General features: G+C 50.2%; 12 protein-coding genes and 1 pseudogene. 8 read left to right on the top strand and 5 right to left on the bottom strand.

All coding sequences use genetic code 11. From position 1 onward, the window contains the following. Positions 1 to 489: 489 nt before the first annotated feature. The 3 genes and pseudogenes from L9059_RS16380 to L9059_RS16370 all read right to left on the bottom strand — a co-directional run. Positions 490 to 1500 (bottom strand): zinc-dependent alcohol dehydrogenase family protein, encoded by a 1011-nt coding sequence (locus tag L9059_RS16380; RefSeq protein WP_247292030.1) that lies wholly within the window; start codon positions 1498 to 1500, stop codon positions 490 to 492. 55 nt (positions 1501 to 1555) lie between these two features. Then, the gene (locus L9059_RS16375; RefSeq protein ID WP_247292029.1) at positions 1556 to 1852 is read right to left on the bottom strand and encodes an ArsR/SmtB family transcription factor; all 297 of its coding nucleotides are present in this window, start codon (positions 1850 to 1852) and stop codon (positions 1556 to 1558) included. 139 nt (positions 1853 to 1991) lie between these two features. Continuing rightward, positions 1992 to 2176, bottom strand: a pseudogene (locus tag L9059_RS16370) (transposase); the annotation flags it as partial. Positions 2177 to 2405: 229 nt separating this feature from the next. On the opposite strand from L9059_RS16370, the gene L9059_RS16365 reads away from it, so the two are divergent. Further along, positions 2406 to 3398 (top strand): TerC family protein, encoded by a 993-nt coding sequence (locus tag L9059_RS16365; protein WP_247292028.1) that lies wholly within the window; start codon positions 2406 to 2408, stop codon positions 3396 to 3398. A 167-nt stretch (positions 3399 to 3565) separates the two neighbouring features. Here the strand turns inward: L9059_RS16365 and L9059_RS16360 are convergent, their stop codons facing one another. Then, positions 3566 to 4030, bottom strand: coding sequence for a cupin domain-containing protein (locus tag L9059_RS16360; RefSeq protein ID WP_247292027.1), 465 nt, complete (start codon positions 4028 to 4030; stop codon positions 3566 to 3568). A gap of 125 nt (positions 4031 to 4155) precedes the next feature. Between L9059_RS16360 and L9059_RS16355 the strand changes: the two genes are divergently transcribed. Next, entirely contained in the window at positions 4156 to 4947 is a 792-nt protein-coding gene (locus tag L9059_RS16355; protein WP_247292026.1) for an AraC family transcriptional regulator, read from the top strand. A gap of 127 nt (positions 4948 to 5074) precedes the next feature. Here L9059_RS16355 and L9059_RS16350 read toward each other — a convergent pair whose 3' ends face one another. Continuing rightward, a complete protein-coding gene (locus L9059_RS16350; protein WP_247292025.1) occupies positions 5075 to 5293 on the bottom strand; it encodes a P-loop NTPase family protein in 219 nt (72 codons plus the stop codon). A gap of 461 nt (positions 5294 to 5754) precedes the next feature. Between L9059_RS16350 and L9059_RS16345 the strand changes: the two genes are divergently transcribed. The 6 genes from L9059_RS16345 to L9059_RS16320 all read left to right on the top strand — a co-directional run bounded on the left by L9059_RS16345 (position 5755) and on the right by L9059_RS16320 (position 16061). After that, positions 5755 to 6327, top strand: coding sequence for a TetR/AcrR family transcriptional regulator (locus tag L9059_RS16345; RefSeq protein WP_247292024.1), 573 nt, complete (start codon positions 5755 to 5757; stop codon positions 6325 to 6327). After that, entirely contained in the window at positions 6324 to 7304 is a 981-nt protein-coding gene (locus L9059_RS16340; protein ID WP_247292023.1) for an EamA family transporter, read from the top strand. Before L9059_RS16345 ends, L9059_RS16340 begins: the two co-directional genes overlap by 4 nt. Before the next feature lie 301 nt (positions 7305 to 7605). Continuing rightward, complete coding sequence (locus L9059_RS16335) at positions 7606 to 8730, top strand: response regulator (RefSeq protein ID WP_247292022.1); 1125 nt, start codon at positions 7606 to 7608, stop codon at positions 8728 to 8730. 74 nt (positions 8731 to 8804) lie between these two features. Continuing rightward, positions 8805 to 10523, top strand: a complete 1719-nt coding sequence (locus tag L9059_RS16330) for a two-component system response regulator (RefSeq protein ID WP_247292021.1) — start codon at positions 8805 to 8807, stop codon at positions 10521 to 10523. A gap of 61 nt (positions 10524 to 10584) precedes the next feature. Next, complete coding sequence (locus tag L9059_RS16325) at positions 10585 to 15132, top strand: PAS domain-containing hybrid sensor histidine kinase/response regulator (RefSeq protein ID WP_428480277.1); 4548 nt, start codon at positions 10585 to 10587, stop codon at positions 15130 to 15132. Then, positions 15132 to 16061 carry a diguanylate cyclase domain-containing protein gene (locus L9059_RS16320; protein ID WP_247292020.1) on the top strand — a complete coding sequence of 310 codons (930 nt, stop codon included), beginning with the start codon at positions 15132 to 15134 and terminating at the stop codon, positions 16059 to 16061. Before L9059_RS16325 ends, L9059_RS16320 begins: the two co-directional genes overlap by 1 nt. The last annotated feature ends 217 nt before the right edge of the window (positions 16062 to 16278 follow it).

Here is a 16278-nt window from a genome sequence, read left to right as displayed (position 1 = left end):
CATAACCCAAGACGACCCTCCGTCCACATTTGAGCCAACTCTCCAAAAAAAATTCTAACGGCCATTTGTAAGTACCGAATATCAGCTATTGGCGTGGCCGATAGCAGTCATTCGGGGCATGAGGACGTTCGAGTCACTTTACGGGTGGGGCAGTATGAAAGAGATGTGAGCGATTGGCATTGCGCCAGAGAAAGGGGGAGGTGTACCGATTTTTGTACCAACGCCCATGTAAAGCAAGTCAAAAGCGGGTACTCCTGAGTAGGTAAGTGCCCGGATTATTGACTATTAGTACTTTGCCTTACCCCTTAAGAATCGCGGTGTAATTCTGCGCGGAATTACGCCAGAACTGCCTATCGTTTAGAGCTGCAATCGACCCATTGGTGCCGGTGCCACAGTCAGCAATGGGCCAATCAATCTCGTCCGCTGCGTCGGCAGGCATGTCAGCATATCTTTGAGAGAGGCACATGGATCATGCCCATTCATGTGGGCTTAGATATCCAGGCAAATTTTGCCGAAATGCTGGTTGGTTTCCTGATACTTGAACGCTTCGACAATCTCGCTCAAAGGGAAATGACGATCAATAATCGGGCGCATACCATTAGCATTGATGGCTCGGATCATGTCTTGTTGCTGGCTACGGCTGCCCACCAATACACCCTGCAGACGCACTTGCTTGATCAGTGCCGGTACAAAATTCATTGCACCGCTTACGCCACTCAATATCCCGATGACTGAGATGTGACCAGCAACCCGAATTGCAATCATCGATTGCTCAAGCGTCGCAGGGCCGCCGACTTCGATGATGTGGTCAACACCACGGCCACCCGTTAGAGCGCGTGCAGTTTCGCCCCAGTTAAGGTCTTTGCGGTAATTGATTACATGATCAGCGCCTAGAGCTTTCAGACGTTCAAGCTTTTCGTCGCTTGAAGAGGTAGCAATGACGGTAGCACCGGCCATTTTAGCGAACTGTAGGGCGAAAATTGAAACGCCACCAGTGCCTTGGACGAGCACGGTGTCGCCCGGCTTGAGGGAGTCATCGGCCATCAGGGCGCGCCATGCAGTAAGGCCGGCGGTGGTAAGTGTCGACGCTTCAGCATGGCTGTAGCCAGTAGGCGCTAGGGTGAACGATGTGGCTTTGGCCGTCACGTGCTCACGAGCGTAGCCGTCAATGCCATCACCTGGCACGCTAACAAAGCCTTCAACCAGGGGCGCACCGTTGATCCACTCCGGGAAGAAGGTGCTGACTACCGAGTCACCCACCTTGAATTCAGTGACATCTGGGCCGATAGCAATGACTTCACCGGCACCATCGGCCATGGGGATGCGTTTTTCGCTAGGGCCCCACATACCGCTGACCACCGCGAAGTCGTGGTAGTTGAGCGAGTTGGCGTGGAGGCGTACGGTGATTTCGCCACGCGCTGCGGCTCGCACTTCGCTGCTGCCAACCACAACGTTTTCATAGCCGCCACCGGGTTGGACGAAGATAGTTTTGCTACTCATAGGGGTTTCCTCATGTTTTCTAATTACGCGAAATAACGAAATGAAAATTTAAAAATTACAATTCGATGATCAGCCTAGCCGCAAATTCATCAATCGCCTGCTCATTGCGCCGGTAGTAAGTCCACTTTCCGATGCGGGTGGTTAGCACGAAGCCTGCGCGCTGCAAGATAGCTAAGTGTGCAGACGCGGTAGAAGGTGAAAGCCCGGCCTTGTGCTGCAAATGGGTTACGCACACTCCTATCGCAGGATCGCCATGATCCTGAGGTGGGAAATTACTGATTGGGTCTTTGAGCCACTCCATCATTTGCATGCGAGTGTCATTGGCCAGGGCTTTTAGCTGTTCGAGTATCATGGTCGGCAATGCTACGCTTTTTTACGAAATGTTCAATAAGTAATCTATTGGCCTTCGCAAGGTTTTTAGATCAAAAAACGTATCCCGTTGAATCCACCCTGCGTTTATAGATGCATTGAATGGCTTCTTGGACTACCCGCTCGGCGTGTTGATCATCGTCTTGCTGTTGTTCTTCTAGAGGTTTGCTGTAGCTCTTTATCCAGGTATAGAGGCTATGCGTCGACAGGCCAAGACGCGCCACCACATCAGCGAAAGGCATCTTTTTTCAGTCACTTGATTGACCGCATGGATTTTGAGTTCTTCGGGGTAACGCGGGTTGCTCATGGCACCTCCTGATTGGCCTCAGTTTAAGGCAAAGAGGTATCTACGAACCCCGTGTGCGATTCATACCGATGCGGCCTACCAGCTTGAAACACCTTGCAAACGTTGCGTGATTGAGAAACGACACGCGTCTCTCTAGATTTTAAATCGCAATGCCGGGCCCCTCTGACAGCTAACCGCTGCCATGTCGGAGTTGCAGTTTGTATAACTTCGACACTTAGAGGAGGGGCTCATGACTGCCCTAGAACCGTTCTTCTTGGCCGAGTTCCTCGGCACAGCCACTTGGTTGTGGCTGGTTTTTATAAGCATCGTGATGGGCCTGTTGGTCTTCGATCTTGGGGGGCTACACCGTGAGCAGCGAGAAATCGGCGTTCGTGAAAGTCTGCTGCTTTCTGCTGGCTATATCACGGCTGGCTTGCTGTTCGGCCTCTGGGTCTGGCAGGTCAAGGGCGGTGATGCCGGCATGGATTTCTATACCGGCTTTCTGATCGAGAAATCGTTATCGATGGACAACGTGTTCCTGATGGCGATGATCTTCAGCTTTCTCTCAATCCCGCGTAGGTATCAGCACGAGGTGCTGTTCTGGGGCATTCTGGGTGTCATCGTGCTGCGCGCGATCATGATCGGCCTAGGTGCTGCGCTTATCGCCGAGTTCAGCTGGATTCTCTATGTGTTCGGCATCTTCCTGCTTCTCACCGGAGTGAAGATGCTGTTCAGCAAGGTAGATGCCCACCCTAATCTTAGCGATAACCTGCTGGTGAAGTTCCTGCGCAAACACATGCGGGTGACCGAACAACTGCATGAAGGGCGCTTCTTTGTGCGTCAGTATGATGCTAGCGGCAAGTCCGTGGTCTGGGCGACGCCGTTGTTCTTGGCTTTGGTGCTGATCGAGTGTGCCGACCTGGTGTTCGCCTTGGACAGCGTGCCAGCGATCTTCGCCATCACCCAAGACCCCTTCATCGTCTATACCTCGAACATCTTCGCCATCCTTGGCCTGCGTGCGTTGTATTTTGCCCTGGCGGCGATGATTCACCGCTTCGCCTACCTCAAGTACGCGCTGGCACTGGTGCTGGTGTTTATCGGTGGCAAAATCTTCCTGGTCGGTATCATCGGTAAGATTCCGGCGGTCATTTCCCTGAGCGTGACACTGGGGCTGCTGCTGGGCGGAGTGCTGCTGTCGCTGTGGAAAACCCGCGACCAGGCCTCTGCTGGCTCGCATGAGTAAATCTAAAAAGTTGGCGGCCAGTCGGCTGCCTCCTAGCGAATGGGCGACATGAGATATGGGGACAGCAATCCACGGCTCTGCCAAGCTCGCGTCAATACCGTTCCAATGAGATGAGCGAACTCAGGAGTTTGCTCCGACCGATGGCACAGCCATAAGGTATCTCCCTTTTATAGATAGCTGAGACCGTATCGTTGCTGGAGCTGGAGCAATTCTTCCCGACTAGGCTTTTCGGGAGCGAGACGACGTATCAATTCACCGGCTTCCCTGAAAAAACCTTCTGCTCCTCCAGGAGTAAAGGTGGTGAGAAATCGACAATTGCTATCACCGTCGTTTTTAAAATACTGCTGTACGCCGCGCGGAGCCACGACGTAGCTGCCTGGCCCGGCTAAGTGAAAATCCTCGCCAATCTGCATGGTTAGCTGTCCTTCAAGGATGAAGTTGTTTTCATCCTCGCCCGTGTGGATATGGCGCGGTACTACACCTCCAGGCGGGAGTACGGTCTCCATAAGCGAATACAATCCTCCTGTTTCGTTAGCAAACACCTTGATGTTCATGAGAGCGCCTGTAGGGTGCAAAACATGATGGCCTTCATCAGGACTGATCATGCGTGCTCTGATCGGATTACTACTCATACCTTTCTCCAGTAGCTTTTGGGCGGGTCGATGGGTAAGCCATCTCAAACTTATGGAGGATTTTATCGGCACCCGTCGTGGTAGAATTCGTGTATTAAGTCAACTTATCTGCAAAAAGCGTCAAAATGGCTAAGAATCCACTTCCACCTTCCGGCGCGTCAGGAAAAATCGTAACTGCGATCAGCTTTACGGCTTTGAGTGAGGAACTCTCGGGATCAAAGACTCATCTTCATGAGCAGGGGCAACTGGTCTTGTCTATGCTTGGGGTTGTCGCGTGCGAGGTTGCCGATAACCACTGGATAGTGCCACCTTATTGCGCTCTCTGGATTCCTGCTGGCGTTCCCCACCAAAGCCGCGCCTCTGCCAACGCTCGCGGGTATTTCCTTTTCATCACACCATCAGCATCCACTCTTCCAGACGAGTGCTGTACGTTCAGTATCAGTGCCATGCTGCGCGAAATGATTATTGAGCTATGCGAAGGTCGCTGCGACCGCAGTATTCGCAGTAAAGATCTAATCACCCAATTGCTGCTTGAAGAGTTGAGCGCTATGCCAAAGGTGAGTACACATTTCCCAATGCCAGCTGATTTGAGGTTGCGGCGCATAGCTGAATCATTGATCAACGCTCCTGATAACAGAAAAACGTTAGAGCAATGGGCAAGTTTTGGCGGGATGAGCGAGCGCACATTTTCACGTCAGCTGTTCAAGGACACCGGCATGTCTTTTGGTAAATGGCGTCGACAGCTTCATCTGATGGTCGCGCTGAAACTGCTGGCTGAGGGGAAGAGCGTCCAACAGGTAGCTGGAGACCTTGGGTATGAGGCCGTAACGAGCTTTATCAGGATGTTCAAGCTGGCGCTCGGCACCACGCCGGCAAAATATGTTTCATTACCCGATTTGGGGCGCAAGAGGAAATAGGCTGAAGATCGCTCTCTGCACGCTGCTACTTGTCTTCATCGAGATTCGTTGCGCTTAGCGGGGCGCTAACGTTCACGAAGGGACATTAATAGCTAAAACGCTCTGCAAGCTTATAGCCGACAAACCATCATATAATCGACGGCGTGTGGTTCAGCTCGTCGACCATATCCATCACTTGCCGTGCCCGATCTGTAGCGGACTTGTCCTCATCAAGCTTTAAGACAGCAGATGTAAGCATAGACAGCCATTCCTGATGCGTTGCCCAGCTCCGTCCTGGGACTTCTTCATCATCATGCTGGGCTGCCCAGGCCAGAAATTCCGGTTTAGCTTGACCGAATCGTTTCATTTCTCGACGTTTAGTCTCTCTAACCTGAGTTCAACAGGAAGATAAAGGGACACCGCAAGATCAAATCCATTATCAAGCGGTTGACCCCAGTGCATTACTGAGCCGGCAACCACGGCACGTCCATGAAAGCGCATTTATTTTAGCAAGCGCTCTCCTTTCTGGGTTTTGTCTGCCAGATTTTGATATGACGGATCACTCGACAACCACAAAAAATCATCTGCTTCCAGGTGAGTTATGTTCAGTTCCTTTGCTGATGCATCCGCTAAGGTCGTGGTGCCGCTAAGCACGCGGATGGGGTCTCTCTCTCTTAGCTAGCGGAACAAAATTTCTGGTTGGACTTACTGCTGAGTCGGCATGGTACGGTCAGTGTCGTAACTTCCATGATTCCGGTCGTATTTGGATGCGACCAAGTCTTACTGGTCGGTATAGTCAACTCCGTTACCACGCCGGAGTGCCTTCAATTGGACAATACCCGTGAGCGCTTGATTGATTCGGCACTGAAGCTGTTTCTGTCACAAGGTATATACGTTACTGGGGTGATGACCATCGCCGCGATGGCGGGTGTTACCAAGATGACGCTCTACAGCCATTTCCCCTCTAAGGATGCGCTGATAGTGGCTTGCCTTGAGGAGCGTGACCGGCGCTGGCGTGAAGAGGTGGCACGCACCTTGGCGGGGCATCCTGACCCGGTCAGTGGCATACTCGCTTTTTTCGATCTGTATCAACGCTTTCTTTTGCGAGATAGCGAACGCGGGTGCCTGTTCGTCAACAGTGCGGCTGAATTCCCCCAGTTTAGCCACCCTGTGCATTTGGCAGTGAGCAGGCATAAGCAAGGGATACGCGAAAATCTCGCTGCCTTGGCCATGAGCGCCGGTGTTAGAGATCCTGACGTAGTTGCTGAGGGGGTGTTCATCTTGCTGGAGGGCAGTTTTGTCAGCGGTGCCATGGGACAGGAAGTTCGGGTATTCGACACTGCCCGGCAAATAGCTGATTGCTGGATCCGGAAGCAGTGTCAGCAGGAGCAGAGCGTATGACCCTAGGCTTATTAGCTGCCATTGCAGCCACTTTTGCCTGGTCGCTGCTCTACATCTTTCCGGGGTTGGTCGGCGATTACAGCCTTTTTGATCTGGCTGTGGTCAGCTATGGCTTTGCCGGTATAGGTAGCCTTCTAGTGCTATTTTTTTTCCGTAACGAAGTGCGGCAATTGCCACTGAGCGACTGGGCCTGCGCCGCACTGTTGGGTTTCTTGGGATACATCGGTTATTTCTTTCTGATTACCACTGCGGTCTTGGCAGCTGGGCCGGTGATACCTCCGGTGATGATGGGGTCGGTACCGATCGTGCTCGCGATTGCCGGCAACATGCGAAGCTCCAGTGTGCCATGGCGCGCCATTGCCGGGCCGCTGGTGGTGGCGGCCTTGGGCATAAGTTTGGTCAATCTGAGCGTGTTTGATTTTAGCAGCGAGACGGTGGTACTCCCGACAACTTCAATATTGTTTGGGCTGCTCGCAGCGTTGCTGGCAATCGGATTTTGGATTGGTTTTGGCCTATTAAATGAAAGTGCTTTGGCTCGACGTCCAAGCATGTCCCCCATGTTGTGGTCAGCCATGCTGATTTTCATGTGCAGCGTCGAAATGCTGGCCTTTATCCCAGTTGGGCTGTACTTGAAACTGTCCCACTTCGCCAGCCATCCGAGCGGGTTGGCAGGTACTCAGGCGCTAATGGTATGTGGGTTAATTCAGGGGTTAGGGGCTACGCTTGCAGGTGCCTGGGCATGGTCAATCGCAACTCGGCGTCTACCACTAGCTCTAAGCGGGCAATTGATCGCCAGCGGAACCATTTATGCAACTACGATGGGCCTGCTCCTCAACCAACGCTGGCCCTCTCCTATGGAAGCGGTTGGGACGGGGTTGCTATTCGTAGGGGTGGTGTGGGCTATTCACGCCTTTTATCGCAGACAAACGCGCCTCGAGACGCGTGGTGGGGGGGAGCGCGTTATTGGAGGGGAGTAGGGCAGCGAGCAGCAGGACGTATCACTCAGCAATTCCGCCATGGCGGCGTTCATGCACTAACCCCCGGCAGCCTAATTACTTGTGAGCTGTTTGCTTGCTTGTATAGTTCGCGGGTCAGGAATAAATTCGATTCTTCAAGGATCCGATCCAGCTATAGGCCAAAGGGAAATTGCCGTGACCTACTCGAAATCGCTCTGTACAACCTCACCCTTTGATCTCAACTACGCCCATGTTGCTGTTGGCTTATAGTCAGCCACTAAGACGTTGCGATGTTGAGTATCAATCCATTGAGGACTACCGAATGCGCGTGATGATCCTGGATGACGATCCCTGGATATCCGATCTTTTAAAACAGCTCGTGTTGAGCATCCGCCCGCTTGCTCAGGTCGATTGCTTTATCGATGTCGCTAGCGCTTTAGAGGCTTGGCAGCCAAGTACCTATCAGTTGGTGATGGCTGACTGGAATTTACCGGGTGCACCCGGCGTGAACTTGTTGCAGACAATACGCGAAAAAGATCAAAGCACGCCGCTGATCATGATCACTGGGCGCGCTGATCGAGACAGTGTTCTGGCGGTAAAGTCGCTGAGGATCAGTGCCTTTTTTACCAAGCCATTCCAGGTTGCGCGTGTCGTACAACGTTTGGACGCGCTCCTTCCGCTTGATGAGCCCTCCCATGCAATTACTGTCAACGCTGAAGACCTGATCAGCTATCTCAGTGGTTTGTCTGCGGATGAGTTGGATTTGCCTTTACTCGCCTCGGTAAAAAACAAACTTCAGCTCGGCTATGGCGGGGCGCCGATGGATTTACGAGCACTCGCCAACGATTGGCAGTATGACCCGGCACTATGCGCCCACTTGATCGCCGCCGCCAACGGTGCAAATTATCTCGGGCTCGGTCAGCCGTGCACGAATCTGAAGGGTGCTCTGACACGGTTAGGAGGTCTTACCAGCGTGAATCTGGCGATTAGTCAGGCACTGCGACAGGCCAATACTCAACCTGACGGCATGCTGATGACCTTCAGCCAGGCTCATTTGGCTGATGCCGAGCGTTTAGCTGAGAGGGTTATTCTCCTAGCTCAGCAATGTGGTCTTGATCCCGCTCCGCTGCAAAGTGCCGCCTTGTTGCACCGCATGGGCGAATTTTGCGTGCTATACCATAGTCAGGAATGGGAAAATCAGGGCAACAGCCTGACTGAAGAAACACTGGTAGACGCTCTTCGTATTTTTGCAGCGCCATTTGCCGCTCGCATTAAAGCGAGTTGGGGACTGCCGATGATGTTACGGAAGCTTATAGGTGCCATTTTTGTCTTGCCTTCCATGCAGGTCTGCCGAGAACAGGTGTTGATGCGTCTAGCTGCAGCCATGAACAACGGCGAACCTGAAGCAGCCATAGAGAGGCTTAGACGCTTAGCGGGTATCGCTTGAAGCTTGAAAGACGGTTACTCCGATTCTAGCGGTGCTAGATAGCGTGTTAACTGAGTTCTACTAGAGGAAATGAAGTGCCCAATAGGTCGTTTAGTAACAAACCAGTCCTACTCATAGTCGAAGATCAGGTTAGTGACCTGAAACTTCTGAGTGCAGCGGTGCAAGATTTAGCCGAAGTCTTTTTTGCTAAAGCTGGTCGGGAGGCACTTGACATCGCCCGACAGTGCAGGCCGGATGTTGTGCTGCTCGACATAGAGATGCCGGGCCTGAGCGGCTTTGAGGTTTGCCGTATGCTGAAGGCTGACCCAGAACTTCTCCACGCGGCGGTCATTTTCGTAAGTGCTCACACAAAAACAAGTAATGAACTTCTTGCCCTTGAGTGTGGAGGAGTGGATTTCATTAAGAAACCACTAAACGTACCTGTTACAAGAGCCCGAATTAAAGCTCATATTGCTTTGCGAAACGAGGCAAAGAGGCTTGCAAATCACGATGCATTAACCGGGTTGCCCAACAGAATATTGCTGCAGGATCGAACCGAGCAGGCGCTTAAAAAGGCTCGACGCAGCAATGGACGTGTGGCAATGCTTCTGCTTGATTTGGATAATTTCAAAGTAATTAATGATTCCATGGGTCATTCAATCGGTGACCTAGTATTGCAGGAGGTTGCATCTCGACTATCTCACTCCCTGCCTTTACAGGGTACTGTAAGTAGGCAGGGAGGAGATGAGTTTATATTTCTCCTACCAGATGTGCTTGGTTTCGATGCTATAGGCGATTTTGCTGGAAGGGTGCTCGCGACCATATCAACCCCATTTTTTATTCAAGGGAATCGATACAATATTTTTGCGAGTATAGGCATTAGTATCTTTCCGGAAGATAGTGGTGATATAGAGTCGCTTTATCGTTGCGCTGATGCAGCCATGTATCAGGCAAAAGTTTTAGGGCGCAATCGTTATTATTTTTTTTCTGATAGTATCGAAACTAGCATGCGAGCAAGGCACTTGCTAGATCATGGTATGCGAAGCGCTTTAGAGGATGGGGTTTTTAATGTTTATTATCAAGCGAAAGTAGATGCGAAGAATAATAAAGTTGTCGGGTTGGAGGCGTTGGTTCGATGGTGTAACAACGACGGCGTGTTCATCTCTCCTTCCGAATTTATTCCGTTGGCAGAAGAGACCGGATTAATAGTCTCGATTGGACGATATGTCCTGCTGCAAGCGTGTAAAGATGCGAAAATGCTGCATGACTTAGGTTATGAAATTCCTGTTAGTGTAAACATTTCAGTGGTGCAGTTTCGTGATGAGCATTTCCTAGGTATGGTAGAAAGCGCTCTGAAAGAAACGCGGCTGGAAGGGCGATTTCTGGAGATGGAGATTACTGAGGGAGTTCTTGCTCGAGATATCGATAATGCTCGCGAAAAACTTATGAATTTGAAGTTTCTAGGTGTGGGTGTTTCTATTGATGATTTCGGTACTGGTTATTCTAGTCTGGCATACCTCAAGCGATTTCCAATTGATGTTCTGAAAATAGATAAAAGTTTTGTTCGTGATATGTTGGTCGATAAGTGCGATTCGGCAATAATTGACGCTATTATAAAGCTAGCTGAAGCGCTAGAGCTAAAATTGGTGGCCGAGGGTGTAGAGACTAAGGAACAGTCTGATGCCCTTCTGAAAAAAGGTTGCCAAGTTATGCAAGGTTATCTGTATTGCCACCCGATCCCAATTACTCAAATGTGTTCATTTTTGGCTTCTAGAGTCGAGTTTGATGCTGTGAGTATTGAAAATTTGCCGTAGCTCGTTCCTCAGAACTATTGGAATTCTGTGTTAGAGCCTCGAAACCATTAATCACTGGATGTTGCGGGTGAAAAAAAATACGTCGTTGGCTTGGAATTGGGGCGCAGCCATCACTTTCGTGATGGGGCTGCTAGCAAGCACTTTAGGAGCTTGGTTCCTTGAGCGTGTCAATGCAGAGCGTGCTCAAGAGGCGATCATAGCGGCTACTGAGCAAGCCGCCGATCTTGTTTTGACTCGTCTCAACCTCTACCAGTACGGGTTGAGAGCCGCTCGCGGTGCCGTTGTGACTGCCGGGGAGTATGGCATTACGCGCGATTTGTTTGATAGATATCACAAAACTCGCGATCTATCTTTGGAGTTTCCCGGAGCAAGAGCTCTAGGGTTTATCCGACGTGTACAGGAACGCGATGAAAGTGCGTTTATAAAGTATGCTCAAGCTGATGGTGCAGCGAATTTTTCCATCCGTCAATTCGCACCCCATCCGGGTGAGCGTTACGTTATCCAGTATGTCGAACCTTTTGAAGGAAACCAGGCCGCAATTGGGCTGGATATTGCTTCGGAAGTAGCGCGGCGAGAAGCTGCTCAATCCTCTATACAGAGCGGGATGGCTAGAATCACTGGGCCCATCACACTGGTACAAAAAGATACTAAGCCACAGCAATCCTTTTTGTTGTTAATGCCCATCTTTCGCGGTGGTATAACGCCCGCAACTCCTTTGGCGCGAGACGAAGCAGCCTTTGGATGGAGCTATGTTGTTTTACAGACTGAGCAGGTGCTTCAAGACCTGCGAATAGAAAATGAGTCAGTGCATCTTCAACTGAGAGATATCACCACGCCCGATCAATCTAAGCTTTTTTATGAAAGTACAATCGACTCGGGTGATCATGAAATATTATTAACCCATTCGTTGGAGCGCGTCGTTTATGGGCGGCGGTGGGAAATAAAACTCGGGGCGAATCAGCTATTCATACAGAACCTTCATCAAGTTTCTCCGAAGGCTGTCCTGTTCACAGGTGGGCTCCTCACTTTTCTGCTGGCGGCCCTAGCGGGTGTTGTGAATGTCAGTCGTCAGCGTCGTCGGCAGGTCATCGCAGAGCAAGCTAGGCTAGCGGCTATCGTCGAGAGCTCGGCTGACGGAATCATCGGAAAAAAACTTGATGGGGTTGTTACCACCTGGAACAAGGGCGCGGAACAGATTTTTGGTTATACAGCTGAGGAGGCAGTAGGACAGTTACTTAAAGATTTGATTGTTCCGGAGGAGCTCGCTTCTGAAGAGGTTCTAATTCTTGAGCGAGTCCGGGGCGGAGAGCGTATAACAGGTTTTGATACTATTCGGCGGCACAAAGATGGTCGGTTAATCGATATTTCTGCTAGCATTTCCCCGATTTATGGTGATGCAGGACAAGTCATTGGAATATCTAAAACCTTAAGGGATATCTCGTCAAAAAAAGCTGCAGAAGCAATAATTCTAAAGCTTAATTCAAATCTAGAAGAACAGGTTTCAGAACGCACTTCCGAGTTGCGACATCTTAATTTGTTGCTGGGTACTGTACTGCGCTCGGCTACCAAAGTCTCGATCATTGCAACGGATCGCGATGGCGTTATTCGTGTTTTCAATGAGGGGGCTGAGCATCTGCTAGGCTATAGTGCCGAAGAGTTAATTGGTAAATGCACCCCAGCACTTTTCCACGATCCTGCGGAGGTCGCTGTCCGTGGCAGTGAACTAAGCCAAGAGCACGCTCAATTAATCGAAGGGTTTCGTGTTTTTGTACATAAACCTGAGAGTGAAGGTGCGGAAACTCGGGAGTGGACTTACATACGTAAGGATGCAACAAGATTTCCGGTCTCTCTGGTCGTCACCTCAATGCGTGATGACGAAGGGAAAACGACTGGATACCTCGGTATCGCGGTAGACATTACTGAGCGTAAAACTGCGGAAAAACAGTTGGCTGCTAGCCTCGAGACCACGCAAAGACAACGCGCTGAGTTGTTGGCAGTACATGATCAGTTACTGATGGCGGCTAAAGTTGCGGAGCTGGGCATCTGGTCTTGGACGTTGGCGGATAATTCCTTGCAGTGGAATGATAAGATGTACGAGTTTTACGGCCAGCCTGTCGCATTGCGTGATAATGGGCTTACTTATAACAATTGGTACTCCAGTGTTCACCCGGAGGATGTCGTAGATACAGCTGCCAAGCTGAACGCAGCGATAAATGGCGTAGGTGTGTATGACCCAGTTTTTCGCGTTATACGCCCTGATGGTAAGACTCGTTTCATTCAAGCAGGTGCTCACATCGAGCGCAGTGAAAATGGCAAAGCATTGCGTGTGACCGGTATCAATAGGGATATCACTTCCCAGCGCGAACTGGAGACCAACCTGCAATACGCGAAAGAACAGGCAGATATGGCCAGTGCGGCCAAGTCAGCCTTCCTAGCCAATATGAGTCATGAAATACGCACCCCCATGAACGCAGTATTGGGTATGTTGCAGTTGGTTCAGCAGACTGATCTGAGTAGTCGTCAACTCGATTATGTGACAAAGGCTCAGACGGCGGCGAAGTCACTTTTGGGTTTGCTCAACGATATCCTTGATTACTCGAAGATTGAAGCTGGAAAGCTGCAACTGGATTTGCACGTTTTTGAGCTTGAACCGCTTATGCGTGATCTCGCCGTTGTGCTAGCAGGGAATCAGGGTGAAAAAGAGGTCGAGGTTATTTTCGACTTAGACACTTGTCTGCCCAGCGCCTTGTTGGGGGATAGCTTGAGGCTGCAACAGGTATTAATCAACCTAGCCGGCAATGCTCTTAAGTTCACTCTAGCAGGGCAGGTTGTCATCAGCGTTAAGCAACGCATGCGCACTGAAAACACGGTTTGCTTGCGGATCTCTGTTTCTGACACCGGAATTGGTATAAGTTCGGAACAGCTTAATCGTATTTTTGAGGGTTTTACTCAGGCTGAGGCATCAACTTCCCGGCGCTTTGGTGGTACCGGTTTGGGGCTGGTTATCTGCAGGCGGTTGGTCAGTTTGATGGGCGGTGAACTTCAAGTGGAGAGCCAACTGGGTGTAGGAAGCCGGTTCTGGTTCGATCTCACCCTTGACGTGGCACAAAGTTCGCCTCTGCGATCCACCTGTCCTGGAGTGGATGTACCTACTCGACTCTTGCTGGTGGATGACAACGTAGTAGCGGGCGAACTGTTGTTGCGAACCGTTCATGCGCTTGGGTGGAAGGCAGATCTTGTGAATGGAGGCGCCCAAGCAGTGGATTGGGTGAAGAGCGCTCAAGTGCAAGGCGAACCTTACGACGTAGTGCTCATGGACTGGCGGATGTCCGATATGGATGGACTGAGTGCAGCGCAATTGATCCATCAGCAGGATAATGATGTGCGACCGCCGATGATCATAATGATCACTGCGTATGGTCGCGAAATTTTGGCCGACGTCCATCAACAGGGAGATGCCCCTTTTGTTGGTTTTCTTACCAAGCCTGTTACACCCAAGCAATTAGCAGACGCGGTGCAGAGAGCGTTCGACGATGGAAGTGCTCTCTATTCGCCTCCTTCCAAGTCGATAGATTTAAGGCCGAAGCGTTTGGCCGGACTGCGACTATTGGTGGTTGAAGACAATGCCATTAATCGGCAAGTTGCAGATGAACTGCTGACGAGCGAAGGTGCACAGGTGACGTTGGCTGACGGTGGATTAGAAGGTGTCAGCAAGGTGGAATGTGAGCAGGTGCTGTTCGACGCTGTGTTGATGGATATTCAAATGCCCGATATCGATGGTTTGGAAGCGACACGTCGAATTCGCTCCAATCCACGCTTTACAGAGTTGCCGATTGTGGCGATGACAGCCAATGCTTCTAGTGCTGACCGCGAGGCGTGCCTAGCTGCTGGGATGGATGAGCACGTCGGTAAACCTATAGATTTGGAACAGCTCATCGGTACGCTACTTTCACAAACGGGACGCAAATCTTCTCATGAGCCTTTGGCGTTCGGAAAATCTAATGGTAATAATGCTATTGAGTCTCGTACTTCGATCCTAGCCCGCTTTGGCGGTGATGAGGGTTTGATCAGAAATGTGCTACTTAGTTTTGGCCCGGAGTTGGAGAAGCAACTGAGTCGCCTTGAAGAATGCGTTAGCCGTCGAGATGCATCGGGAGCTATTTTCATTCTGCATACTATTAATGGTAGCAGCGGAACGATGGGTGCAAAAGCATTATCCTCACTGTCCGCAGGCATAGAGCATAAACTTAAATATGGAAGTAAAAGCGCGGTAGACGATGTATTTTCTAAGACGATTTGGGTTGGTGAGTTGCATGCATTGCTGGATCAATTCTTGGAAAGAATGAATGCCGTGTTTGGTTGTGCCGTTCAAGCAGAGATTGTTGTCGGGGTGGAAGTAATGACGCCTGGGCAGTGGCGGGCGTTTCTGGGAGAAATTTTGTTACTACTTGAAACCGGCAACCTTGAGGCTATACAGTTAACGGATGCACTCGTGTCGAAAACTCCTGAGCTTCTACGTGCTCGCTTCGACGAGTTGGTTATGTTGGTGCATGCTTTGGATTTCGCCGCAGCTCTACGGCTTGGTCGCGAACTTATGGAAACTTTGTAATGGAAAAAAATACAGAAAATTGGCTGCCGGATTTTTGTAGTCGTCCCAAAATTCTTGTTGTCGATGACCAGCCAGCAAACATTCGCGTACTTCATGAATTGTTTCGCCACGATTGCGATATTTTTATGGCTACTAACGGTGAACAGGCAATAACTGTATGCCAAAGTCAACTTCCGGATTTGGTGCTCCTAGACGTCGTCATGGAGGGCGTTGATGGTCATGAAGTGTGTCGCAGGCTCAAATCTGATCTCGCGACTCAAGGTATACCCATAATCTTTATCACGGCGCAGCACCATGAGTCCGAAGAGGTATTTGGGCTGGAGCTTGGCGCGGTAGACTTTATTAGCAAACCTATAAATCCTATCATAGTGAAGGCTCGTGTTCGAACGCATCTAGTTCTGAAATTACAGAATGATCAGCTCCGCTCTATGGCTTTGATAGATGGACTTACAGGAGTTGCTAATCGGCGAAAATTTGACGAGAAAATAATAGCCGACTGGCGCCAGTGTTTACGAGATAAAAATTCACTGTCACTTATATTCATCGATGTTGACTATTTCAAACGTTACAATGATAAGTACGGTCATCAGGCGGGAGACGAGTGCCTGAAATCTATTGCGCTTACTTTAGCTAAATGCGTCCGGCGCCCTTATGATCTAGTTGCTCGGTACGGTGGTGAAGAGTTTGCATGCATTCTGCCTAGTACAGGGATTTCTGGCGCGATTGAGATTGCAGAGAGAATGAAGCAATGTGTTCGAGAATTAAACATAGAGCATTCCGAATCTGACTTAGGTCAGGTGGTTACTATTTCGCTGGGTGTCGCAACAGTTATACCTAGTGTCGACTTTAAACTTCAAGACTTGTTAGGGTCGGCAGATAAGCAACTTTATAAATCGAAACAAGCAGGGAGGAATTGTGTGTCTTTCTAGGTATATCAGCATGAGTTTTATTTATAACATCAGGAGTTCGTTGGAGTCAGTTTTACTGTAAAGTTTTCGCTGGCGTTACTCTACACTGGCAGCCCGCATGTCATCGGCTTTAGATTAAATAACGGGGTTTGCTAGTGGAATGCTGCTGTATGGGGCGATGGGGTGTTTCGACGACGTATTTCAAATTTTCCGCCGACATCATTGATTGGTTCGCCCG

This window comes from Pseudomonas violetae (assembly GCF_023072615.1).
Lineage (GTDB): Bacteria > Pseudomonadota > Gammaproteobacteria > Pseudomonadales > Pseudomonadaceae > Aquipseudomonas > Aquipseudomonas violetae.
Note: the sequence above shows the minus strand (reverse complement) of the source record. Positions and strands in the feature narration are given on the sequence as shown.